Annotated in this window: 15 protein-coding genes; 10 read left to right on the top strand and 5 right to left on the bottom strand. The window is 45.5% G+C overall.

Features of this window, described 5'->3' with window-relative positions; all coding sequences use genetic code 11:
• Window positions 1-87: 87 nt before the first annotated feature.
• Complete coding sequence (locus E5S67_RS22380; protein WP_172190579.1) at window positions 88-1,764, bottom strand: glycosyltransferase family 4 protein; 1,677 nt, start codon at window positions 1,762-1,764, stop codon at window positions 88-90.
• A gap of 413 nt (window positions 1,765-2,177) precedes the next feature.
• Between E5S67_RS22380 and E5S67_RS22385 the strand changes: the two genes are divergently transcribed.
• The 3 genes from E5S67_RS22385 (at window position 2,178) to E5S67_RS22395 (ending at window position 4,988) form a co-directional block, all read left to right on the top strand.
• On the top strand, window positions 2,178-2,417 hold the full coding sequence (locus E5S67_RS22385) for a DUF3134 domain-containing protein (RefSeq protein WP_172190580.1): 240 nt from the start codon (window positions 2,178-2,180) through the stop codon (window positions 2,415-2,417).
• Between the two features lie 130 nt (window positions 2,418-2,547).
• Window positions 2,548-3,663: a phospho-N-acetylmuramoyl-pentapeptide-transferase gene (mraY, locus tag E5S67_RS22390; protein ID WP_172190581.1), complete on the top strand. Its 1,116-nt coding sequence runs from the start codon at window positions 2,548-2,550 to the stop codon at window positions 3,661-3,663.
• A 341-nt stretch (window positions 3,664-4,004) separates the two neighbouring features.
• Window positions 4,005-4,988: a glycosyltransferase family 2 protein gene (locus tag E5S67_RS22395; protein ID WP_172190582.1), complete on the top strand. Its 984-nt coding sequence runs from the start codon at window positions 4,005-4,007 to the stop codon at window positions 4,986-4,988.
• A gap of 58 nt (window positions 4,989-5,046) precedes the next feature.
• On the opposite strand, the gene E5S67_RS22400 is transcribed toward E5S67_RS22395, so the two are convergent.
• Window positions 5,047-5,940, bottom strand: a complete 894-nt coding sequence (locus tag E5S67_RS22400) for a DUF4214 domain-containing protein (RefSeq protein ID WP_172190583.1) — start codon at window positions 5,938-5,940, stop codon at window positions 5,047-5,049.
• 274 nt (window positions 5,941-6,214) lie between these two features.
• Between E5S67_RS22400 and E5S67_RS22405 the strand changes: the two genes are divergently transcribed.
• The 5 genes from E5S67_RS22405 to E5S67_RS22425 all read left to right on the top strand — a co-directional run bounded on the left by E5S67_RS22405 (window position 6,215) and on the right by E5S67_RS22425 (window position 12,525).
• A complete protein-coding gene (locus tag E5S67_RS22405) occupies window positions 6,215-8,074 on the top strand; it encodes an NAD(P)H-quinone oxidoreductase subunit F (protein ID WP_172190584.1) in 1,860 nt (619 codons plus the stop codon).
• A 104-nt stretch (window positions 8,075-8,178) separates the two neighbouring features.
• Window positions 8,179-8,898, top strand: coding sequence for a carbonic anhydrase (locus tag E5S67_RS22410; protein ID WP_172190585.1), 720 nt, complete (start codon window positions 8,179-8,181; stop codon window positions 8,896-8,898).
• A 107-nt stretch (window positions 8,899-9,005) separates the two neighbouring features.
• Window positions 9,006-10,559, top strand: coding sequence for an NADH-quinone oxidoreductase subunit M (locus tag E5S67_RS22415; RefSeq protein ID WP_172190586.1), 1,554 nt, complete (start codon window positions 9,006-9,008; stop codon window positions 10,557-10,559).
• Window positions 10,560-10,732: 173 nt separating this feature from the next.
• Entirely contained in the window at window positions 10,733-12,055 is a 1,323-nt protein-coding gene (locus E5S67_RS22420; RefSeq protein ID WP_172190587.1) for a CO2 hydration protein, read from the top strand.
• A 263-nt stretch (window positions 12,056-12,318) separates the two neighbouring features.
• Entirely contained in the window at window positions 12,319-12,525 is a 207-nt protein-coding gene (locus E5S67_RS22425) for a hypothetical protein (RefSeq protein WP_172190588.1), read from the top strand.
• A 41-nt stretch (window positions 12,526-12,566) separates the two neighbouring features.
• Here E5S67_RS22425 and E5S67_RS22430 read toward each other — a convergent pair whose 3' ends face one another.
• Window positions 12,567-13,037, bottom strand: a complete 471-nt coding sequence (locus E5S67_RS22430) for a hypothetical protein (protein ID WP_172190589.1) — start codon at window positions 13,035-13,037, stop codon at window positions 12,567-12,569.
• A 183-nt stretch (window positions 13,038-13,220) separates the two neighbouring features.
• Between E5S67_RS22430 and E5S67_RS22435 the strand changes: the two genes are divergently transcribed.
• A complete protein-coding gene (locus E5S67_RS22435) occupies window positions 13,221-13,433 on the top strand; it encodes a helix-turn-helix domain-containing protein (RefSeq protein WP_006631306.1) in 213 nt (70 codons plus the stop codon).
• 224 nt (window positions 13,434-13,657) lie between these two features.
• Window positions 13,658-13,852, top strand: a complete 195-nt coding sequence (locus tag E5S67_RS22440) for a hypothetical protein (RefSeq protein WP_172190590.1) — start codon at window positions 13,658-13,660, stop codon at window positions 13,850-13,852.
• An 84-nt stretch (window positions 13,853-13,936) separates the two neighbouring features.
• Here the strand turns inward: E5S67_RS22440 and E5S67_RS22445 are convergent, their stop codons facing one another.
• Both E5S67_RS22445 and E5S67_RS22450 read right to left on the bottom strand, forming a co-directional pair.
• On the bottom strand, window positions 13,937-14,278 hold the full coding sequence (locus E5S67_RS22445; RefSeq protein ID WP_172190591.1) for a hypothetical protein: 342 nt from the start codon (window positions 14,276-14,278) through the stop codon (window positions 13,937-13,939).
• Between the two features lies 1 nt (window position 14,279).
• Complete coding sequence (locus E5S67_RS22450) at window positions 14,280-14,819, bottom strand: group I truncated hemoglobin (protein ID WP_172190592.1); 540 nt, start codon at window positions 14,817-14,819, stop codon at window positions 14,280-14,282.
• Window positions 14,820-15,139 lie beyond the last annotated feature (320 nt).

Genomic DNA, 15,139 nt, shown 5'->3' on the forward strand with positions numbered 1-15,139 from the left:
TCAATATTATTTATAAATTACGCGAAAAGTCGTTTTTAGCGCGCTTATTATTGGGTCTTTTTGTGCGCAGCGTCTACCCTACATTAATTAATGACTAATAACTAAGATACCAAATTTCATTAGATAGAGCATCGTCCGATATAGGTATGCTAATTCTTGCTCGTTTTTAACGTAGCGTCTGATAACTTCCCCCACGCTGACAGTACCTTCTTGCTTAATTGTATCCAATATCTGCATCTGAATGCTAACAGATATTCTCCGATCGTCACCAAAACTGGTAAACCAAATTGTCTGTATCTGCTGTAAAATTTCTGGTGTGGCGATCGGCCCTAAACTCAGCATCATCTCATTGCTTAAAGTTTGAGTCGCATAATGACCCAATACCCGAAACGGATCGTCGCCCAGCGGATAAGGCGGCTTCCCGGCTTTTACAGGTGCTGACTCTGCTGCCCCAAGGCGAATTTCTGCTAATTCCCGCCACAATTGTTCGTAAGCTGCAATTACTACTTTCCAATCATAAATTTCCCTTGCCCTTTGTCTGGCATTTTCCCCCATCCGCTTTCTCAACTCGGGGTTTTCAATTAATTGGCACAACGCGCGGGTGCAAGCATCCATGTCAACTGCTGTGGCTAGGGAAGTGTGACCCATGTAAGTCGGCCAATTTAAGCTGCCGTCGAGATAATTTAGCGCTAAATCTAAACAAGATTCCGGGGGCGGGATGAGTGTGGGAATGCGGAAGCCGTCTATTTCGTGGCGTACAGATTCTTTGTATCCGTTCCAGTCGGAGACTATGGCGGGCAGTCCGTTCGCCATTGCTTCTATTGGCGTGAGTCCGAAGGTTTCTTGAATGTTGTCGGAAAGCGAAATGAAAATGTCGGCCGCCGACCAAATATTTATTCTAATTTCGGGCTGTCTCCCATCTAAAAAAATAGCATTTAGGGAAGGACAAAAAATTTGCGCGCTATTTTTAAAGTCGGGTTCTTCTCTCGGATCTTCGATCCAACCTGCTTGAATTAAGTGGATTTTGGCTTTTGTCTGTTGTGCGGCGGCCTCTAGGGCGATGTACATCGGTACCGGATGAGCTTTTGCAGAAAAAGTCAATCGACCGACAAATAACACAACAATATCGTCGGGAGAAATGCCGAGTTCTTGCCGCAGTTGGCGGCGACTATTAACTGCTTCCACACCCTGGGGAAACGCGCTGCAATCCACTCCTAGGGGAATAATCGGCAATTTGACTAAAATTTCCGGTTGACCGCCATTGCGCTGCGCTAAATATTCTGACCACTCCCCCATAACGCCTTCTACTGCTGTTTTCGCGGCGGCAGAGGTGCAGATCAGGGCGTCCCAAGGCTGCATGGGTGCGGTTATCAAATCGCCGATCGCCCCCATGACATATTTGGTACCGATGGTGTGAGTAACGCCGCAAACGCTGTAGGCCCGCTGATCGACAAATCTGCGCGCCCAAACCATCTGCGAGAGGGCGGGATCGGGTCGGTAAATTGTGCCCGGTTGAGAGAGCAAATCCGGTCGTTCTGTGGGAATCCAGCGGACTTTCCGAGGTTGTTGCAGCCAAGGTTGGATGTGCGAACAAAACTCCTTAAAGGTTGTTTGGCTGTCGGCGCAACAGTAGAGAGAGTCAGCGGTTCCGTGTTGGACTAAGCTTTTGAGAAACCCTTCTCCGGCTGAATGACGCCCCAGAAGTTTTTGCCCTCCGGTGTGGTAACCCTCTTTGTTGTATAAAACCGCCGCCGTTGTATCCATTCTGAGATTTATTGCGCAAGAGTTGACTGAAGAAGCCAGAGGGCTTTCGGGATAAGGCTTTGATAAAAAACCAGGAGACTGTTCTGAATCAACCGCTTGCCTGTTAACGAGGCTTGCAGAAGAGGATAGCCACCTGTCCCGCGATATCTTAAAGACGACCGTCTGGGATTACAATGCTTAGGGCTAAAGAAGGATTGGCAAGAGCGGATTTTAGTGTTATCCTGAGGCCCATGATTGGGGGCGATCGCCTTTTGGGTCTCCCATCTTATCCGATCCGGAACCAAACAGTGCTTGTGGTATAATGCTTTAGCCTTGCTAGATGCCCGATTTGCAAGTGCTTCATCAAAGCAGCAGTCCGTCGGCAAAACATTACCTCTACTCGATCGCGTCTTTGTCTTTAAAAACCGAGAATCATGTACAACCCATCTCTGCGTCAAATACCTCGCCACTTGCCTGCGGATGTAATTCCATTAAAGCAGCAATCTTCTCTTTTAGACTGGTTGGAATCTAACAATCGCCTGTTAGCAAGGGATGTCCAAGAACCCGACTATCTGCACGAAGAAGAAATTTCAGAACTAATGGCAGTTGACGACAGTCCTTACGATGATTTAGAAGAGGAAGTTGAAGAGGATGCGAGTGTAGGCGAGGAATAACTTGTAGAAGGGTGAAGTAATCAACCGGAAACAGGGAATAAAAACTAAGATATTTCCCAATCTCCTGTAGCGCACCCTATTCCCCAATTTTCAATTGCTTGTTCTTAAATGGTGTGTGTTGAGGAGTGTTATGGATAACTTTGTGGATGAGAAAATTTCTTTTACTATGCCTTTCAAACTTACAGGCAGGAATTTATTCCTGCTGCTGGGTTTGGGGCTCGGCATTGTCGCGATCGGTTTAGATGTAGCAGCCGGTAGACTTTTGAATGGGCCTGCATCGCTATTTATGCCACTAGCTGTTTGTGCTGTAGTTGCATCGGCTGTGGGCTATGGAGTTGTGCCTTTACTCCAGCAATTAAAAGCAGGACAAATAATTCGCGAAGACGGCCCCCAAGCTCACTTAAAAAAGGCGGGAACGCCGACAATGGGAGGCATCTTTTTTGTGCCCGCAGGGGTCGCAGTTGCTTTGCTTTGGTCGAGATTTAACTCAGATGTTGTAGCCGTATCAGCTTTAACTTTAGCTTACGGTTTCATCGGCTGGATCGACGACTGGCAAATTTTGCGCCGCAAGTCGAATAAAGGTATTTCCCCTATGATGAAGTTGGCTTTGCAAGTAGGTTTTGCAGCTCTATTTTGTCTGTGGCTGATGTTCCGCGAACCAGCTATTTCTACCAGCATTGCTTTGCCTTTCGGTTGGGTATTGCCTTTAGGTTTTCTGTTTTGGCCGCTGGCTGGTTTTGTGCTGGTAGCTGAAAGCAATGCTACTAATATTACCGACGGGATTGACGGGTTGATGGGAGGCTTGGGGGCGATCGCACTTTTGGGATTGGGCGCATCTGTAGCCTCAACTTCGCCAGAATTAATGATATTTTGCGCCTGCACCAGCGGCAGTTGTCTCGGTTTTTTAGCACACAACCGCAATCCAGCCAGCGTGTTTATGGGCGATACAGGTGCTTTAGCTTTGGGCGGTGCGTTGGGTGCGGTAGCTTTATTAACAAATAGCCTTTGGATATTATTAATAATCAGCGGGATTTTCTTTATTGAAACGCTGTCAGTAATTGCTCAAGTAGGTTATTACAAGGCTACAAAAGGGCCGGATGGAATCGGCAAGCGTCTGTTAAGAATGGCTCCGCTGCACCATCATTTAGAGTTGTGCGGCTGGCTAGAAACTCAGGTTGTTGGCATTTTTTATCTAACTAACGGGGTGTTAGTGTTAATGATTCTGATGTTGACTAGCAACAGTTGAGAACGGATTGAGTGACGGACTGCACAGGGGATGTAAGAGATATTTACTACTATTTCAAAGAAACAGGCAAGATGCCTGTTCCACAACTGCATTCAGTTCTTGTGGAACAGGCATCTTGCCTGTTTAAGGCTCCGAAGTTATAATTTTGAGAATTGATATCCCCAGTTAATGCAATGGAACTTAATAACGCTTTTTAATTATTTGAACGAACCGCGAAGACGCTTATAGCGCGAAGGAAGAACTACATTTCCTTATTTATCTTCCTTCCTGTCCTTAGCGCCTTCGCGGTTCGTTTAATCTTACTCAATATTAGTTATGCGATCGTTTACGGTTGTTTTTTAATGACTAAAATGTTTTTACCGGACGTTTCGGTGATAGTGCCAATTTACAACGGCGAGGGAGATTTGCCGGATTTAATTGAGTGCCTGCGATCGCAAACTTATCCGATCGACAGTGTAGAATATCTCTTAGTAGACAACAACAGTCGCGATCGCACTTCAACCATTATCCAAACAGCAGCCTCTAACCCCCCCTCAGTCCCCCCCTTGGTAAGGGGGGGAATCAATTTCAATCGAATAACCATTTGCCACCTCACCGAAAATCAGATTCAAAGTTCCTACGCCGCCCGCAATCAAGGAATTCGCGCATCAACAGGCGAAATCATTGCATTTACCGATGCAGACTGTCGCCCGGAATCTGACTGGCTGGAAAATTTAGTTAAGCCATTCGTTGACTTAGAAGTAGGAATTAGTGCTGGGGAAATACTCGCATTGCCCGGTAAAACTATTTTAGAACAACACAGCGCCCGCGAAAATACTTTATCTCAAAAACATACTCTCGCTCACCATTTTTGTCCCTACGGTCAAACAGCCAATTTAGCTGTACGGAGGCTAGTTTTAGAAACATTAGGCTTGTTTCGCCCCCATCTCACAAGTGGTGGCGATGCTGACTTATGCTGGCGGATTTTGCGAGAAACATCCTATAAATTGTATTTTGCTGAAAATGCGATCGTCCGACACCGCCACCGTTCTACAATTAAACAGTTGCAAAGTCAATGGTATCGGTACGGCGAATCTAATAAATATTTGCACGAACTCCACGGCGTCGATTTGATGCGAGAATTCACAACAGGGGAATATTTTTACCGGCTGGCTAGGTGGGTTTTCAAAGAATTTCCGGTTGCTGCTGCCAAAAGTGCGATCGGCAGAGCCGATCTGGTAGATCTGTTTAATACGCCGATCGGTCTTTTGAGTGTTAGGGCAAGGGCGATCGGACAGCGCCAAGCCAAACTCCCAGAATCAGCTTGGGACATTGAGCGTTTATAAAATTTCGTCCCTTCCGCTTAAATTTGTTGCAGTCGAGACGCGGATTATTTCCAGATATCTAGTACTGTTCTAATGAATTTAAGAGTTGTTTCCGCTTAGCTCTCTGGTCTAATGCTGTTTGATAAAGTTCTAGGTCTTCGCGATTGAGAGTTATTAGCTCATTCATAATATCGCTGTCTTTCAGGATACTTTTTGCCACATAATTATAGCCCTCATACTTGTTTTTATTCTCATAAGTTATTTGGATTTCTGGCCAATTTAACATCTTGGCAAGGTCTGTTAAATCATCATTAAAAAATTCTTGGATGCCAACAAAGTAAAAATTATTTAGATTTCGTCCCCCAATGTAGATAGACATTTCATTGCGGATCTCCGGAATCTTGGCAAATTCCACAATATCTAAGTTTTTTTCTTGAATATAATTATGCCAACTACTATCTTCAGTACGAGGGATAGTTTTCCAAAAAAAATACAATGAAATTAAACGAAGGATTGGATGTCTCAACCAGATTATTTGTTTTACATTAACCGGGAGGAAATACTTTCTCGAAGGAACATGACCGTGTATTACTTTTATTCTTTGCGGATCAACACCATCACTTACTACTACCGATTCCTCTAAATAACTAGCGATTTTATCTAAACCGTAAACCTGTGTTAAAGCTATGAAAAAAGTTGTTCCTGCCGTTTTTGGTATATGGTATGAAATGATTTCTAAACCCGGCAATCCTAAAATAGTTTTTTCCCATTTAACTACCCAATTAAATTCCGGTGAGTGCAAAAATGAGGTGAGGAGTTCGAGCCGTGTCAGCTCGCCGTTTTGCAGTTTATGAAGATAGAAGCTTTTACCATTAGCGTCGGCATTGCGTTTCAAATAAGTGCGGTAAATATATTCCAAAAAAGATTGATTGTCAAGTTGCTGAGTTGCTTGCAAAAAAGCTGTTTCGTTCATGGCTAGGCTGTTACAAGTCATCAAATGCCAAATATAACAATCAATCATAACATAAATTGCGATTGCTTGTATCAAAGCGCGATTAATAATTCACGTTTTTATACCTATTTTTATTGATTAAAGTATCTTATAGAGTATATAAAATACTTAATAAGTATTAATGCACTACTTAATCTAAAATTAAGCATAGGATCTTGATGTGTTTGCTTTGACCAGGACAACTCAGGCTTATCCTCAGATTTTTAAATTTTTGTAACCTTTACAGGTAATGCCAATGGCTCAAATCTTACTCCAGACAGTTTGGTTTATACCTTGCTATCCACTCATCGGCGGAGTTCTGTCAATGCTGTGGTTTCCGGCAGTTACTCGCCGCACCGGGCCCAGACCGTCCGGTTACGTAAACGCCATATTAACCTTGTTCGCTTTCTTACACGGCGTCATCGCCCTGACAGCTATCTGGAACCAACCGGCCGGGCACCAGTTGATTCCTTGGCTGAACGTAGCAGGTTTAGACTTAACCATTCCCGTAGAAATCTCTGCTGTCACCGTCGGGGCGACTGTTTTGATTACCGGACTGAACTTGCTGGCGCAGATTTATGCTTTCGGTTACATGGAAATGGACTGGGGCTGGGCTAGGTTCTTTTCCCTGATGGGGCTGTTTGAAGCGGGGATGTGCGGCTTGGTGTTGTGCAATTCCCTGTTCTTCAGCTACATGATTTTGGAAATCCTGACTCTGGGAACTTACCTGCTAGTCGGGCTGTGGTTCAATCAGTCTTTGGTGGTGACAGGAGCTCGCGATGCTTTCTTAACCAAGCGGGTGGGTGACTTATTCCTGCTGATGGGAGTAGTTGCCATTCTGCCGCTGGCTGGAACTTGGAATTTTGACGAGTTGGCTGTTTGGGCCCAGACTGCAAAGCTTGACCCCACTGTAGCGACGCTCTTGACTTTAGCTTTGATTGCCGGCCCGATGGGTAAGTGCGCTCAGTTTCCCTTGCACCTGTGGCTGGATGAGGCGATGGAAGGCCCGCTGCCGGCGACAATTTTGCGGAACACCGTAGTTGTGGAAACTGGTGCTTGGATATTGATTAAGTTGCAGCCGGTGATTGCTTTGTCGCCGATCGGGATGACGACAACTATTATTGTAGGCGCTGCGACGGCGGTGGGTGCTTCATTAATTGCGATCGCCCAAATTGACATCAAACGCACGCTTTCCTATATAGTTAGCGCTTACATGGGCTTAGTATTTATCGCCGTCGGCACCGGACAAGCCCAGACAGCCCTGACATTGATATTTGCCTACACCTTGGCAATGGGTTTGCTGGTGATGAGCATCGGTTCGGTAGTTTGGAACACCGTCACTCAGGATATCCGATCTCTCGGCGGTTTGTGGGGAAAGCGGCCGATATCGGCGATATCGTTTATTGTCGGTAGCGCTGGATTGGTGGGACTGCCGCCCTTCGGCTGTTTTTGGGGTTTAGAAGAATTAACATCCGGGCTTTCGGAAGCTAAGCCTTTGCTGTTAGGAATCGTGCTGTTTGTAAACGGCGTCACTGCTTTTGGCTTGGTGCGCGTCTTCGGTTTAGTTTTTGGCGGCAAACCAAAGCAAATGACCGAACGTTCGCCAGAAGTTCACTGGCCTTTTATCTTGCCGATGACTGTTTTAATGGGCTTTACTTTGCACGTTCCGCACTTGCTGGCGGCGTGGCAGTTATTGCCTGGGGCGAGTTTGAATTATACCGCCAGTGGACTGCTAGTTGTGTCAACGGCGATCGGCATCGCTGCCGGAGCGTTTGTTTACCTGAACGAGAAATGGGAAAAACCGGTACGAATCGGTTCTCAAGCCCTGCAAGACTTTTTTGCCTACGACTTTTACACCGCCCAACTTTACCGGGTGACAGTGATATTTGCCGTCGGTTTAGTTGCTCAAGTCATCTCCTGGGTCGATCGCAATATTGTGGACGGATTCGCGAACTTAATCGGTTTTGCAACCGTTTTTGGCGGGCAGAGCCTCAAATACAACGTTAACGGTCAAACTCAGTTTTACGCCCTGACAATTCTGTTCGGAGTTGCACTTTTGGGCCTGCTGGTAAGCTGGCCTTTGCTAGTTCGCCTGTCGCTGATTGTCGGCGGGTAAATAGAGTTAATATTTAAGATTTTAGGTGACATTTTAAATCTAAAATCTTTTAAAAATTAATTCTTGAACAAAGATTTCAAAGTTTCTCAAACAAGGCAAAATCAATGAACCAAAAGCATAGACAATTCAATCTTTCCCGCCGCAATTCCCTCAAATTTGTCGCCGGAGCCATTGGTACAGGGATACTTGCAGCACGAGCAGGCGCTGATTTGGCTGCACCCGAACCAGCAATTGCTCAAACTGACTTGACTCCCGATGCAGCTCTCCAAAAGTTAATCGACGGAAACAAACGGTTTGTTGACAGCAAACGCCAAAGTCCCAACCAAGACTTACCCCGCCTTCTCGAAGTTGCCGTAGCTCAAAAACCCTTTGCTGCTATTCTCGGCTGTGCAGATTCCCGCTTTCCTTCGGAAATTATCTTCGATCAAGGATTGGGTGATTTATTTGTCTGTCGTGTGGCCGGAAATGTTGCTACTTCCGAGGAAATTGGCAGCCTGGAATTTGGCACGCTGGTACTGGGAGCAAAAGTGCTTGTGGTAGTCGGGCATAAACGGTGCGGTGCGGTAGACGCAACCATTAAAGGAGCTCAAGTTCCCGGTCAGATTGGCAGTTTGCTCGACGCCATTAAGCCTGCTGTAGAAAGCTCGAAAAGCCAAGCGGGCGACAGAATAGAGAATGCCTCAAAAGCCAATGTTGTTCTGCAAGCTAACAAGTTGAAAGCATCTCCAGTTATCTCTAAGTTAATTGCGGATAACAAACTGAAAGTTGTTGGTGCATACTACGATTTAGACACGGGGAGAGTCACTATTCTTTCTGATTCGTGATGCAACTTTGGATTGAGAGTTTGGGGAAATGTTAATATCTAAACTCTCAAACTCTCAAACACAATATCCTGCGAAATAGATTCTTTACTCTTCACTCTTGACACATTATGCTTAGTGCCTTGCTCTGGTTGCCCGCGTTGGGCGCTGCGGTAGTCGGGTTTTTGCCCGGAAACATCAATGGGATGCGTCTGCGTTCAATAGCCTCGGCTTTTGCTGCTGCTGTTTTCCTTTTGAATATTTGGCTGTTGACTCAATTCGATACAGCCAATTCGGGACTGCAATTTCAAGAATATTTGCCTTGGATTCCACAATTAGGTTTGAGCTACAACTTGGGCATTGACGGCTTGTCCTTACCGCTGCTGGTTTTAAGTGCTTTGCTGACGCTATTAGTCATTTACGGCACTGGCGAAAAGATGGAGCGCCCCCAGCTTTACTACGCTTTGATTTTGCTGATCAATGCTGGTATTGCCGGAGCTTTGATGTCTCAAAATTTGTTGCTGTTTGTACTGTTTTACGAAGTAGAATTAATTCCTTTTTACCTGTTGATCGCGATTTGGGGCGGAAAGCAGCGAGAATACGCTGCCATGAAGTTTTTGATTTACACGGCCGTTTCGGGATTTTTAGTTTTAGCGGGATTTTTGGGTGTTGCTTGGCTGAGCGGCTCTTTAAATTTCGATTACACTGCGATTACCACTCAAGAATTGCCCTTGAGAACGCAATTGATCCTGCTAACAATTGTGATAATTGGGTTGGGAATTAAAATTCCTTTAGTGCCGCTGCATACTTGGCTGCCTGATGCCTACGTCGAAGCTTCGCCAGCAACAGCAATTCTGCTGGGAGGGATTTTGGCGAAGTTGGGAACTTACGGTTTAGTGCGGTTCTGCTTGCAGTTGTTTCCCGAAACTTGGTCGATTGTAGCTCCGGGTTTAGCGATTATCGGGACTGTGAGCGTGATGTACGGGGCTTTGAGCGCGATCGCCCAAAAAGACATCAAGCGCATGGTAGCCTATAGTTCGATCGGACATATGGGTTACATCCTCGTTGCCTGCGCCGCGGGTACGAAACTCGCCTTAATCGGCGCTGTCGGGCAAATGGTAAGCCACGGCTTAATTTTAGCTTTGCTGTTTTATTTGGTAGGCATCATCGAAACCAAAGTTGGCACCCGGGATTTGGACGTGCTCAACGGTTTGATGAACCCGATGCGGGGTTTACCAACTGCCAGTTCCCTGTTAGTTTTGGGCGGCATGGCAAGCGCCGGAATTCCGGGTTTGGTGGGTTTTATTGCCGAATTCTTAGTGTTTCAAGGCAGTTTTTCGATCTTTCCAATTCCAACTTTACTCTGCATTTTAGCTTCTGGCTTAACAGCAGTTTACTTTGTGATTCTGCTCAACCGCACCTGTTTTGGGAAGTTGGACAATGCCACGGCTTACTACCCTCCAGTTACGTTTGGTGAAAATATGCCGGCGCTGGTTTTGGCGGCTATCATTTTTGTGTTGGGAATTCAACCTGCTTGGCTGCTCAAGTGGAGCGAATCTACTACAAATGCGATCGTTGCTACTCTGCCGGCGGACAGAAATGCCCAAGTAGCTATTAGCTATCCCCTTGAACATTCGGCGATAAAAATCGCGTCTACAGAAACGATATCCGCCGACGCAGACTAAGAGAATCTACTCGTTACCAGGCTCTGCCTGGTAACGCAGATCCTCCGGCTCTGCCTCGAATTTTCCGGTTTAGGCCTGGATATCCGTTCCCAAGCACAGCCGGGGAACCAGTTAAAGAATTGCAACTTTTTGCAAGAATTCAAAAGATTTAGGTTCAATCAAAGGAAAAAACAATGGTACAAACCCCTAATAAACCAGCAACTAAACTACCTCCTTCCAAGCACGAATTTGCTGAAGTAATTCACAGGCTGGAAGCTGGCGGCGCGATGATTCCAGATACGCCGGAAAATCTGATGCAAATTATCGCTATCTGGAAAGCTTACGCAGTGCCGATGGATTTCTACTGGCGCGATTTGCTTTACATCGCCGAACGGGTATTTTTACACCCGCTTCCTTTCTTTAAATACTTTTTACCTCAAGAGTATTTAGACTTGCAAAATCACTATGCAGGCGACGGTGCAGATTTGCGGATCTGGCGCGGGATTGGAAGTGCTCACCCGGAACTTTTGGAGTTCATGGAAAAGGGAGAAACTGGTAAACTCCCTCGCTTTCTGCACCATTTGTGGCACGATCGCATTAACATGGAATTTGCCGAAGAGTGCATGAGGTCAATGCTTTGGCACCGAGGCTTGTACGTGCCGACCAATCAATTCGATCCTTATTTGGACAGTGACGAATATAAGGCTAATGCCGATCGGGCAATTAAAGCTTACTTCAAAAAAGACCCGTTCATGCTGGGACTGCACAAAGCATTTCCAGAAATGTTTTTAGAACAGTGCCGCCAAATGTCTTATTACAGCAATCTCGGTTTATTCTGGGAAGTCATGGCGCCGGTGTTTTTTGAGGTTTCCGACTTGTACGACGAAGGGAAAGTTACCACAGTCCCGCAGGCGATGGATTTCCTAGTAAATGGCATATTTGCGATCGCCGGTCGTCCCATCTACCACCACGTTCAAATCGACGGTGAAACCTACGAAATCATCCCCAAATCTAAGGGTTTCACATGGCTTTACGAAGCAGCGTTACCTTACGTGGAAGCTGTATTTTATCGCACTTCGCCCTTCCGAGGTACCAAATCTTACAACGCTCAAGCTAGGGAAGTTCCAGACGATCAAAAAGACTTCCACTACGGAGTTTTGTATGCAGACAAATTCCCGGTAGGTACGGCGGGCATTCCGCCAACTTTGCTAGCACAAGATATGCTGCATTTCCTGCCACCTTATTTGATGGATTTCTACAAACAGCGCTGTCGCGGCGAAGATGATATCCTCAATCAAATTGGGGTGACATTTCAGCGCTCGATGTACTGCGTTACTTCGGCGGTGATTCAAGCTTTGCGGACTGCTCTTTTGTATCCCTTAGATGACCCGAACCCAAAGCATTTGAAGGCAAATCGGGCTTTTTTTGAGGCTCAGCTCGATCGCTTCTGCCGCCCGGAATACGGCATGAAATATGCAGCGAAGCTCAAGAATATTCAGACTTCGGATTACAGGTAAAGGATGTTTAAGGGAGGCATCTTAGCTGAAAACTCCGCCATTCCGTTAGTCCGCCAGGGGTTTCAACCCCTGGCTCAAAGCTCAAGTCGGTTGAAACCGGGGAAAAATCAGAGTTTTTTTAAGCCGTTGAAAAAGTCCTATAATATTAAGTCAGTTGGCAGCGTAATTATTCATCTGTCACACTGATTTTCCTCTAAGTTCTCTGCGGTTTAATCACTCAGATAAAACAGAAATGATATAACCAATAACAAATAACAATAACTATGGACAGCAAAGATCTAGCCAAATATATCGAAGCAAAGGACGGCATTTCCAAACCTTGGCTGTTGGTGCAACTGCGGCTGAAAAAATTGCAAGAAAGGCGATCGGAGATTTCTGCTGAAGAGTATATGACAGAACTTACTGACCTTCACAAAGATTTAATGAATCTGGGAGAGTGGTGGCTCGGTATCGAGGATGAAGTGTTTTAAAATTTAATTGAAAGTTCAAGTAGGATTAAGTCGATCGCATTTTAAAATTTCTCCATCAAATGTTTTTCGTGGGCATAGACATCTCGTAGCTGTTGCAGCGCTGCCCCAGAAATGACCGATTTAACAGTAGCTACCAGTTGGCCCCACTCCAGCAATCTGTCAACTGAAACAGCTTTTTTGAACTTGTACGTGTAGAATTTCGTCCAAAATGCTGGTGCTTGCTTGCTTTTCCAGCGTTTGTACCATCTGCCAAAATCTTGAGGTGCGATCGGCTTTACTGCTAAAGTCGGGGGAAAATCGGCGTAGCTGACAAACCGACTGATGCCTTTGGCGTGAACGTACACCATGTAACGACAGCATTCGATGCGGTAAATCTCGTCTGCTGCGATATTGAACAGGAGTGCGACTGTTTCTTCGGTAACGAATCTCGCCAGCGGATGCAGGATTGGCGATTTGTGAATTATTCTCGATTCTGCGATCGTCCGCGATTTTGCCGGAGTTTCTGATATCATGGCTAGTACACCTCTGGATATGGTTAGTAGACTTCTGGATATGGCAAATGCACTTTTTGATAGAAAGAAATAATCTATCCAGATTAGGTTTTACAGACGATCGCCCTTTAGTTTTCCAGGCCGGGGGGCGATCGGCTTTTTAGATGAATTTATTGTAAGGTGTTATAGCACCCATTGTCAAGCATGGGTTTAGTAAGAATTAAAGTCAGAGAACTAGCCGCAGAGAAAGGTTGGACATTCAAGGAAGTTTCAGAACGTTCTGGGGTGGTGTACAACACTGTCAAGCATTATGCCCGCTGTCCCGGGCTGACAACGGTTGACTTTACTTTGCTGCTGAAATTAGCTCGGACTTTTGATGTGATGATTGAGGATTTGGTTGAAGTTTTGGAGGAATAGTCGATCGGCTTTTCCACATTTCTAATATAAACTTTTTTGTTTCGTCTTGTCAAGACGCGCTTAAGCATTTTGCATCGCAGCTAAAAGCTCAGCTTAAAGGTGCTAAGATTTAATCCAAGTTATTAATCTCCCGTTACCTTTGTGACAATCAAGCAATTTGGTTCGGGGCCTCGGATTCATCTGTCGGATCGATCTAAAATCTAAAATCTAAAATCTAAAATTGGATGACTAGAGCCAGTACCGCCATCGGGGTGAGCCCCATCATCAAGGAAATTGTGCAGAAAAAGGCGCTAGCAACCCGACTAACGCTGAAGGAAATTATCTATGTCGGGATGCTGGCGATTGACGATTTGGACGAAAAGCGCCTGCAAGAGTTGGCTGACAAGGTGCATCAGATGCAGGTGAATGGTGAAATTTGAGGCGATGAGGGCGATCTAACTTCGGGTGAAGTAAGGCAAAGGCGCTCCTATGGAATTCGTCTACTGAAACAAATTCTCATTTTTCTACCAATAAATTGGGGTTTTCTTCTCCTCAACAGGAGCGTTCTCCGATCTAGTATTTGTACCCGTTTCGGTGCTCTTAGCCCCGCACAGTCTGCTCAAATCAACTATCGTGCTATCGGAGCGCTGATAAAAACAAAAAGGTCGATCGTTGGATTGAGCATAAGGTGGAGCAAAAATAGCAGGCATGGAAAACCGCTCAGAAGACTGCCTCGGCATTGGGGATACTGGAACTTTCATCTCGGTGGTTGGCTCTGACGGTTTTGCACTGGCTGCGTCGGCCGTTACCATTCCTGACAGTAGCAGAAATGCCACCGAAAGCAGGAGGAGATTGGAGCGTTTCATATTACTTTTCGACAATCTTGCTTCTGAGACTATTAACAAATGCCAGGACTTCGGATTTCTCTGGTGGATTGACCCTATTTTTATCGAGAGCTTGGGACACATCATTAGCAAAAGCGTTAAATTCATTGTTCGTGAGACCTCCATCCATTCCACTATGGGAAAGCTTCATAGTCCGCCCTGTATAAACACAAGGCCCCCCTGCCGCTTGGCAGAATTGATCCACTAACAACTGACGCAGCCTCTGTTGTGAGTTTGTGCCCAAGCCAATAAAGTATTTACCAATTAGTGCGTCAGCGAATATGAAAGTTGTTGAATCATCAATGACTTTTGCGATCGCGTTGTAGCCTCCTAGCCTAGTGTATAGAGAATTTCCTCCGGGAACTTGTGCAATCAGATCTGTAGTTACTTTTTCTGCTGATTCTTGTGCTGGCATCACCGGCGTAGAACGAGCGAAACTAGGGCTTAATTTGAAAGTAGTCACAACTATGACTGTCATACAAATTAATGTCAACAACATTGCCAAAGATTTACTGAGTTTCATTGAAAAATCTCCAATTGTGAGGGTAATATGGTTAATTGAATCTTCAGCACTAAGTGATTTACAGATACATAGGCTTAAGAAGCCGACAGCCAAAGTATGAGCCCAACTAAACTTAGTCTTTCGCTCTGTGCGATGGTAAAGAGGCGAGGGTAAAGAGCGAGCGGTCGTCACATCACTTGATAACTTTAGCATCAAATTATCTTACCGTAGATTTTGTAATATTTCTTAGATCAATACTCCGGACAGTTTTTAAAGAGGGATGCGATGCCTTCGGCAAGCAACGCTTACGCAATACAGCAGAGAAGTGAAAACAGTGAGTG

This window comes from Microcoleus asticus IPMA8 (genome assembly GCF_013179805.1).
GTDB lineage: Bacteria > Cyanobacteriota > Cyanobacteriia > Cyanobacteriales > Microcoleaceae > Microcoleus > Microcoleus asticus.

What these genes read in the sequence shown, in the direction of transcription:
- E5S67_RS22380 (WP_172190579.1), bottom strand. Translation starts at nt 1,764, where the DNA reads ATGGATACAACGGCGGCGGTTTTATACAACAAAGAGGGTTACCACACC.
- E5S67_RS22385 (WP_172190580.1), top strand. Translation starts at nt 2,178, where the DNA reads ATGTACAACCCATCTCTGCGTCAAATACCTCGCCACTTGCCTGCGGAT.
- mraY (WP_172190581.1), top strand. Translation starts at nt 2,548, where the DNA reads ATGGATAACTTTGTGGATGAGAAAATTTCTTTTACTATGCCTTTCAAA.
- E5S67_RS22395 (WP_172190582.1), top strand. Translation starts at nt 4,005, where the DNA reads ATGACTAAAATGTTTTTACCGGACGTTTCGGTGATAGTGCCAATTTAC.
- E5S67_RS22400 (WP_172190583.1), bottom strand. Translation starts at nt 5,940, where the DNA reads ATGAACGAAACAGCTTTTTTGCAAGCAACTCAGCAACTTGACAATCAA.
- E5S67_RS22405 (WP_172190584.1), top strand. Translation starts at nt 6,215, where the DNA reads ATGGCTCAAATCTTACTCCAGACAGTTTGGTTTATACCTTGCTATCCA.
- E5S67_RS22410 (WP_172190585.1), top strand. Translation starts at nt 8,179, where the DNA reads ATGAACCAAAAGCATAGACAATTCAATCTTTCCCGCCGCAATTCCCTC.
- E5S67_RS22415 (WP_172190586.1), top strand. Translation starts at nt 9,006, where the DNA reads ATGCTTAGTGCCTTGCTCTGGTTGCCCGCGTTGGGCGCTGCGGTAGTC.
- E5S67_RS22420 (WP_172190587.1), top strand. Translation starts at nt 10,733, where the DNA reads ATGGTACAAACCCCTAATAAACCAGCAACTAAACTACCTCCTTCCAAG.
- E5S67_RS22425 (WP_172190588.1), top strand. Translation starts at nt 12,319, where the DNA reads ATGGACAGCAAAGATCTAGCCAAATATATCGAAGCAAAGGACGGCATT.
- E5S67_RS22430 (WP_172190589.1), bottom strand. Translation starts at nt 13,037, where the DNA reads ATGATATCAGAAACTCCGGCAAAATCGCGGACGATCGCAGAATCGAGA.
- E5S67_RS22435 (WP_006631306.1), top strand. Translation starts at nt 13,221, where the DNA reads ATGGGTTTAGTAAGAATTAAAGTCAGAGAACTAGCCGCAGAGAAAGGT.
- E5S67_RS22440 (WP_172190590.1), top strand. Translation starts at nt 13,658, where the DNA reads ATGACTAGAGCCAGTACCGCCATCGGGGTGAGCCCCATCATCAAGGAA.
- E5S67_RS22445 (WP_172190591.1), bottom strand. Translation starts at nt 14,278, where the DNA reads ATGAAACGCTCCAATCTCCTCCTGCTTTCGGTGGCATTTCTGCTACTG.
- E5S67_RS22450 (WP_172190592.1), bottom strand. Translation starts at nt 14,819, where the DNA reads ATGAAACTCAGTAAATCTTTGGCAATGTTGTTGACATTAATTTGTATG.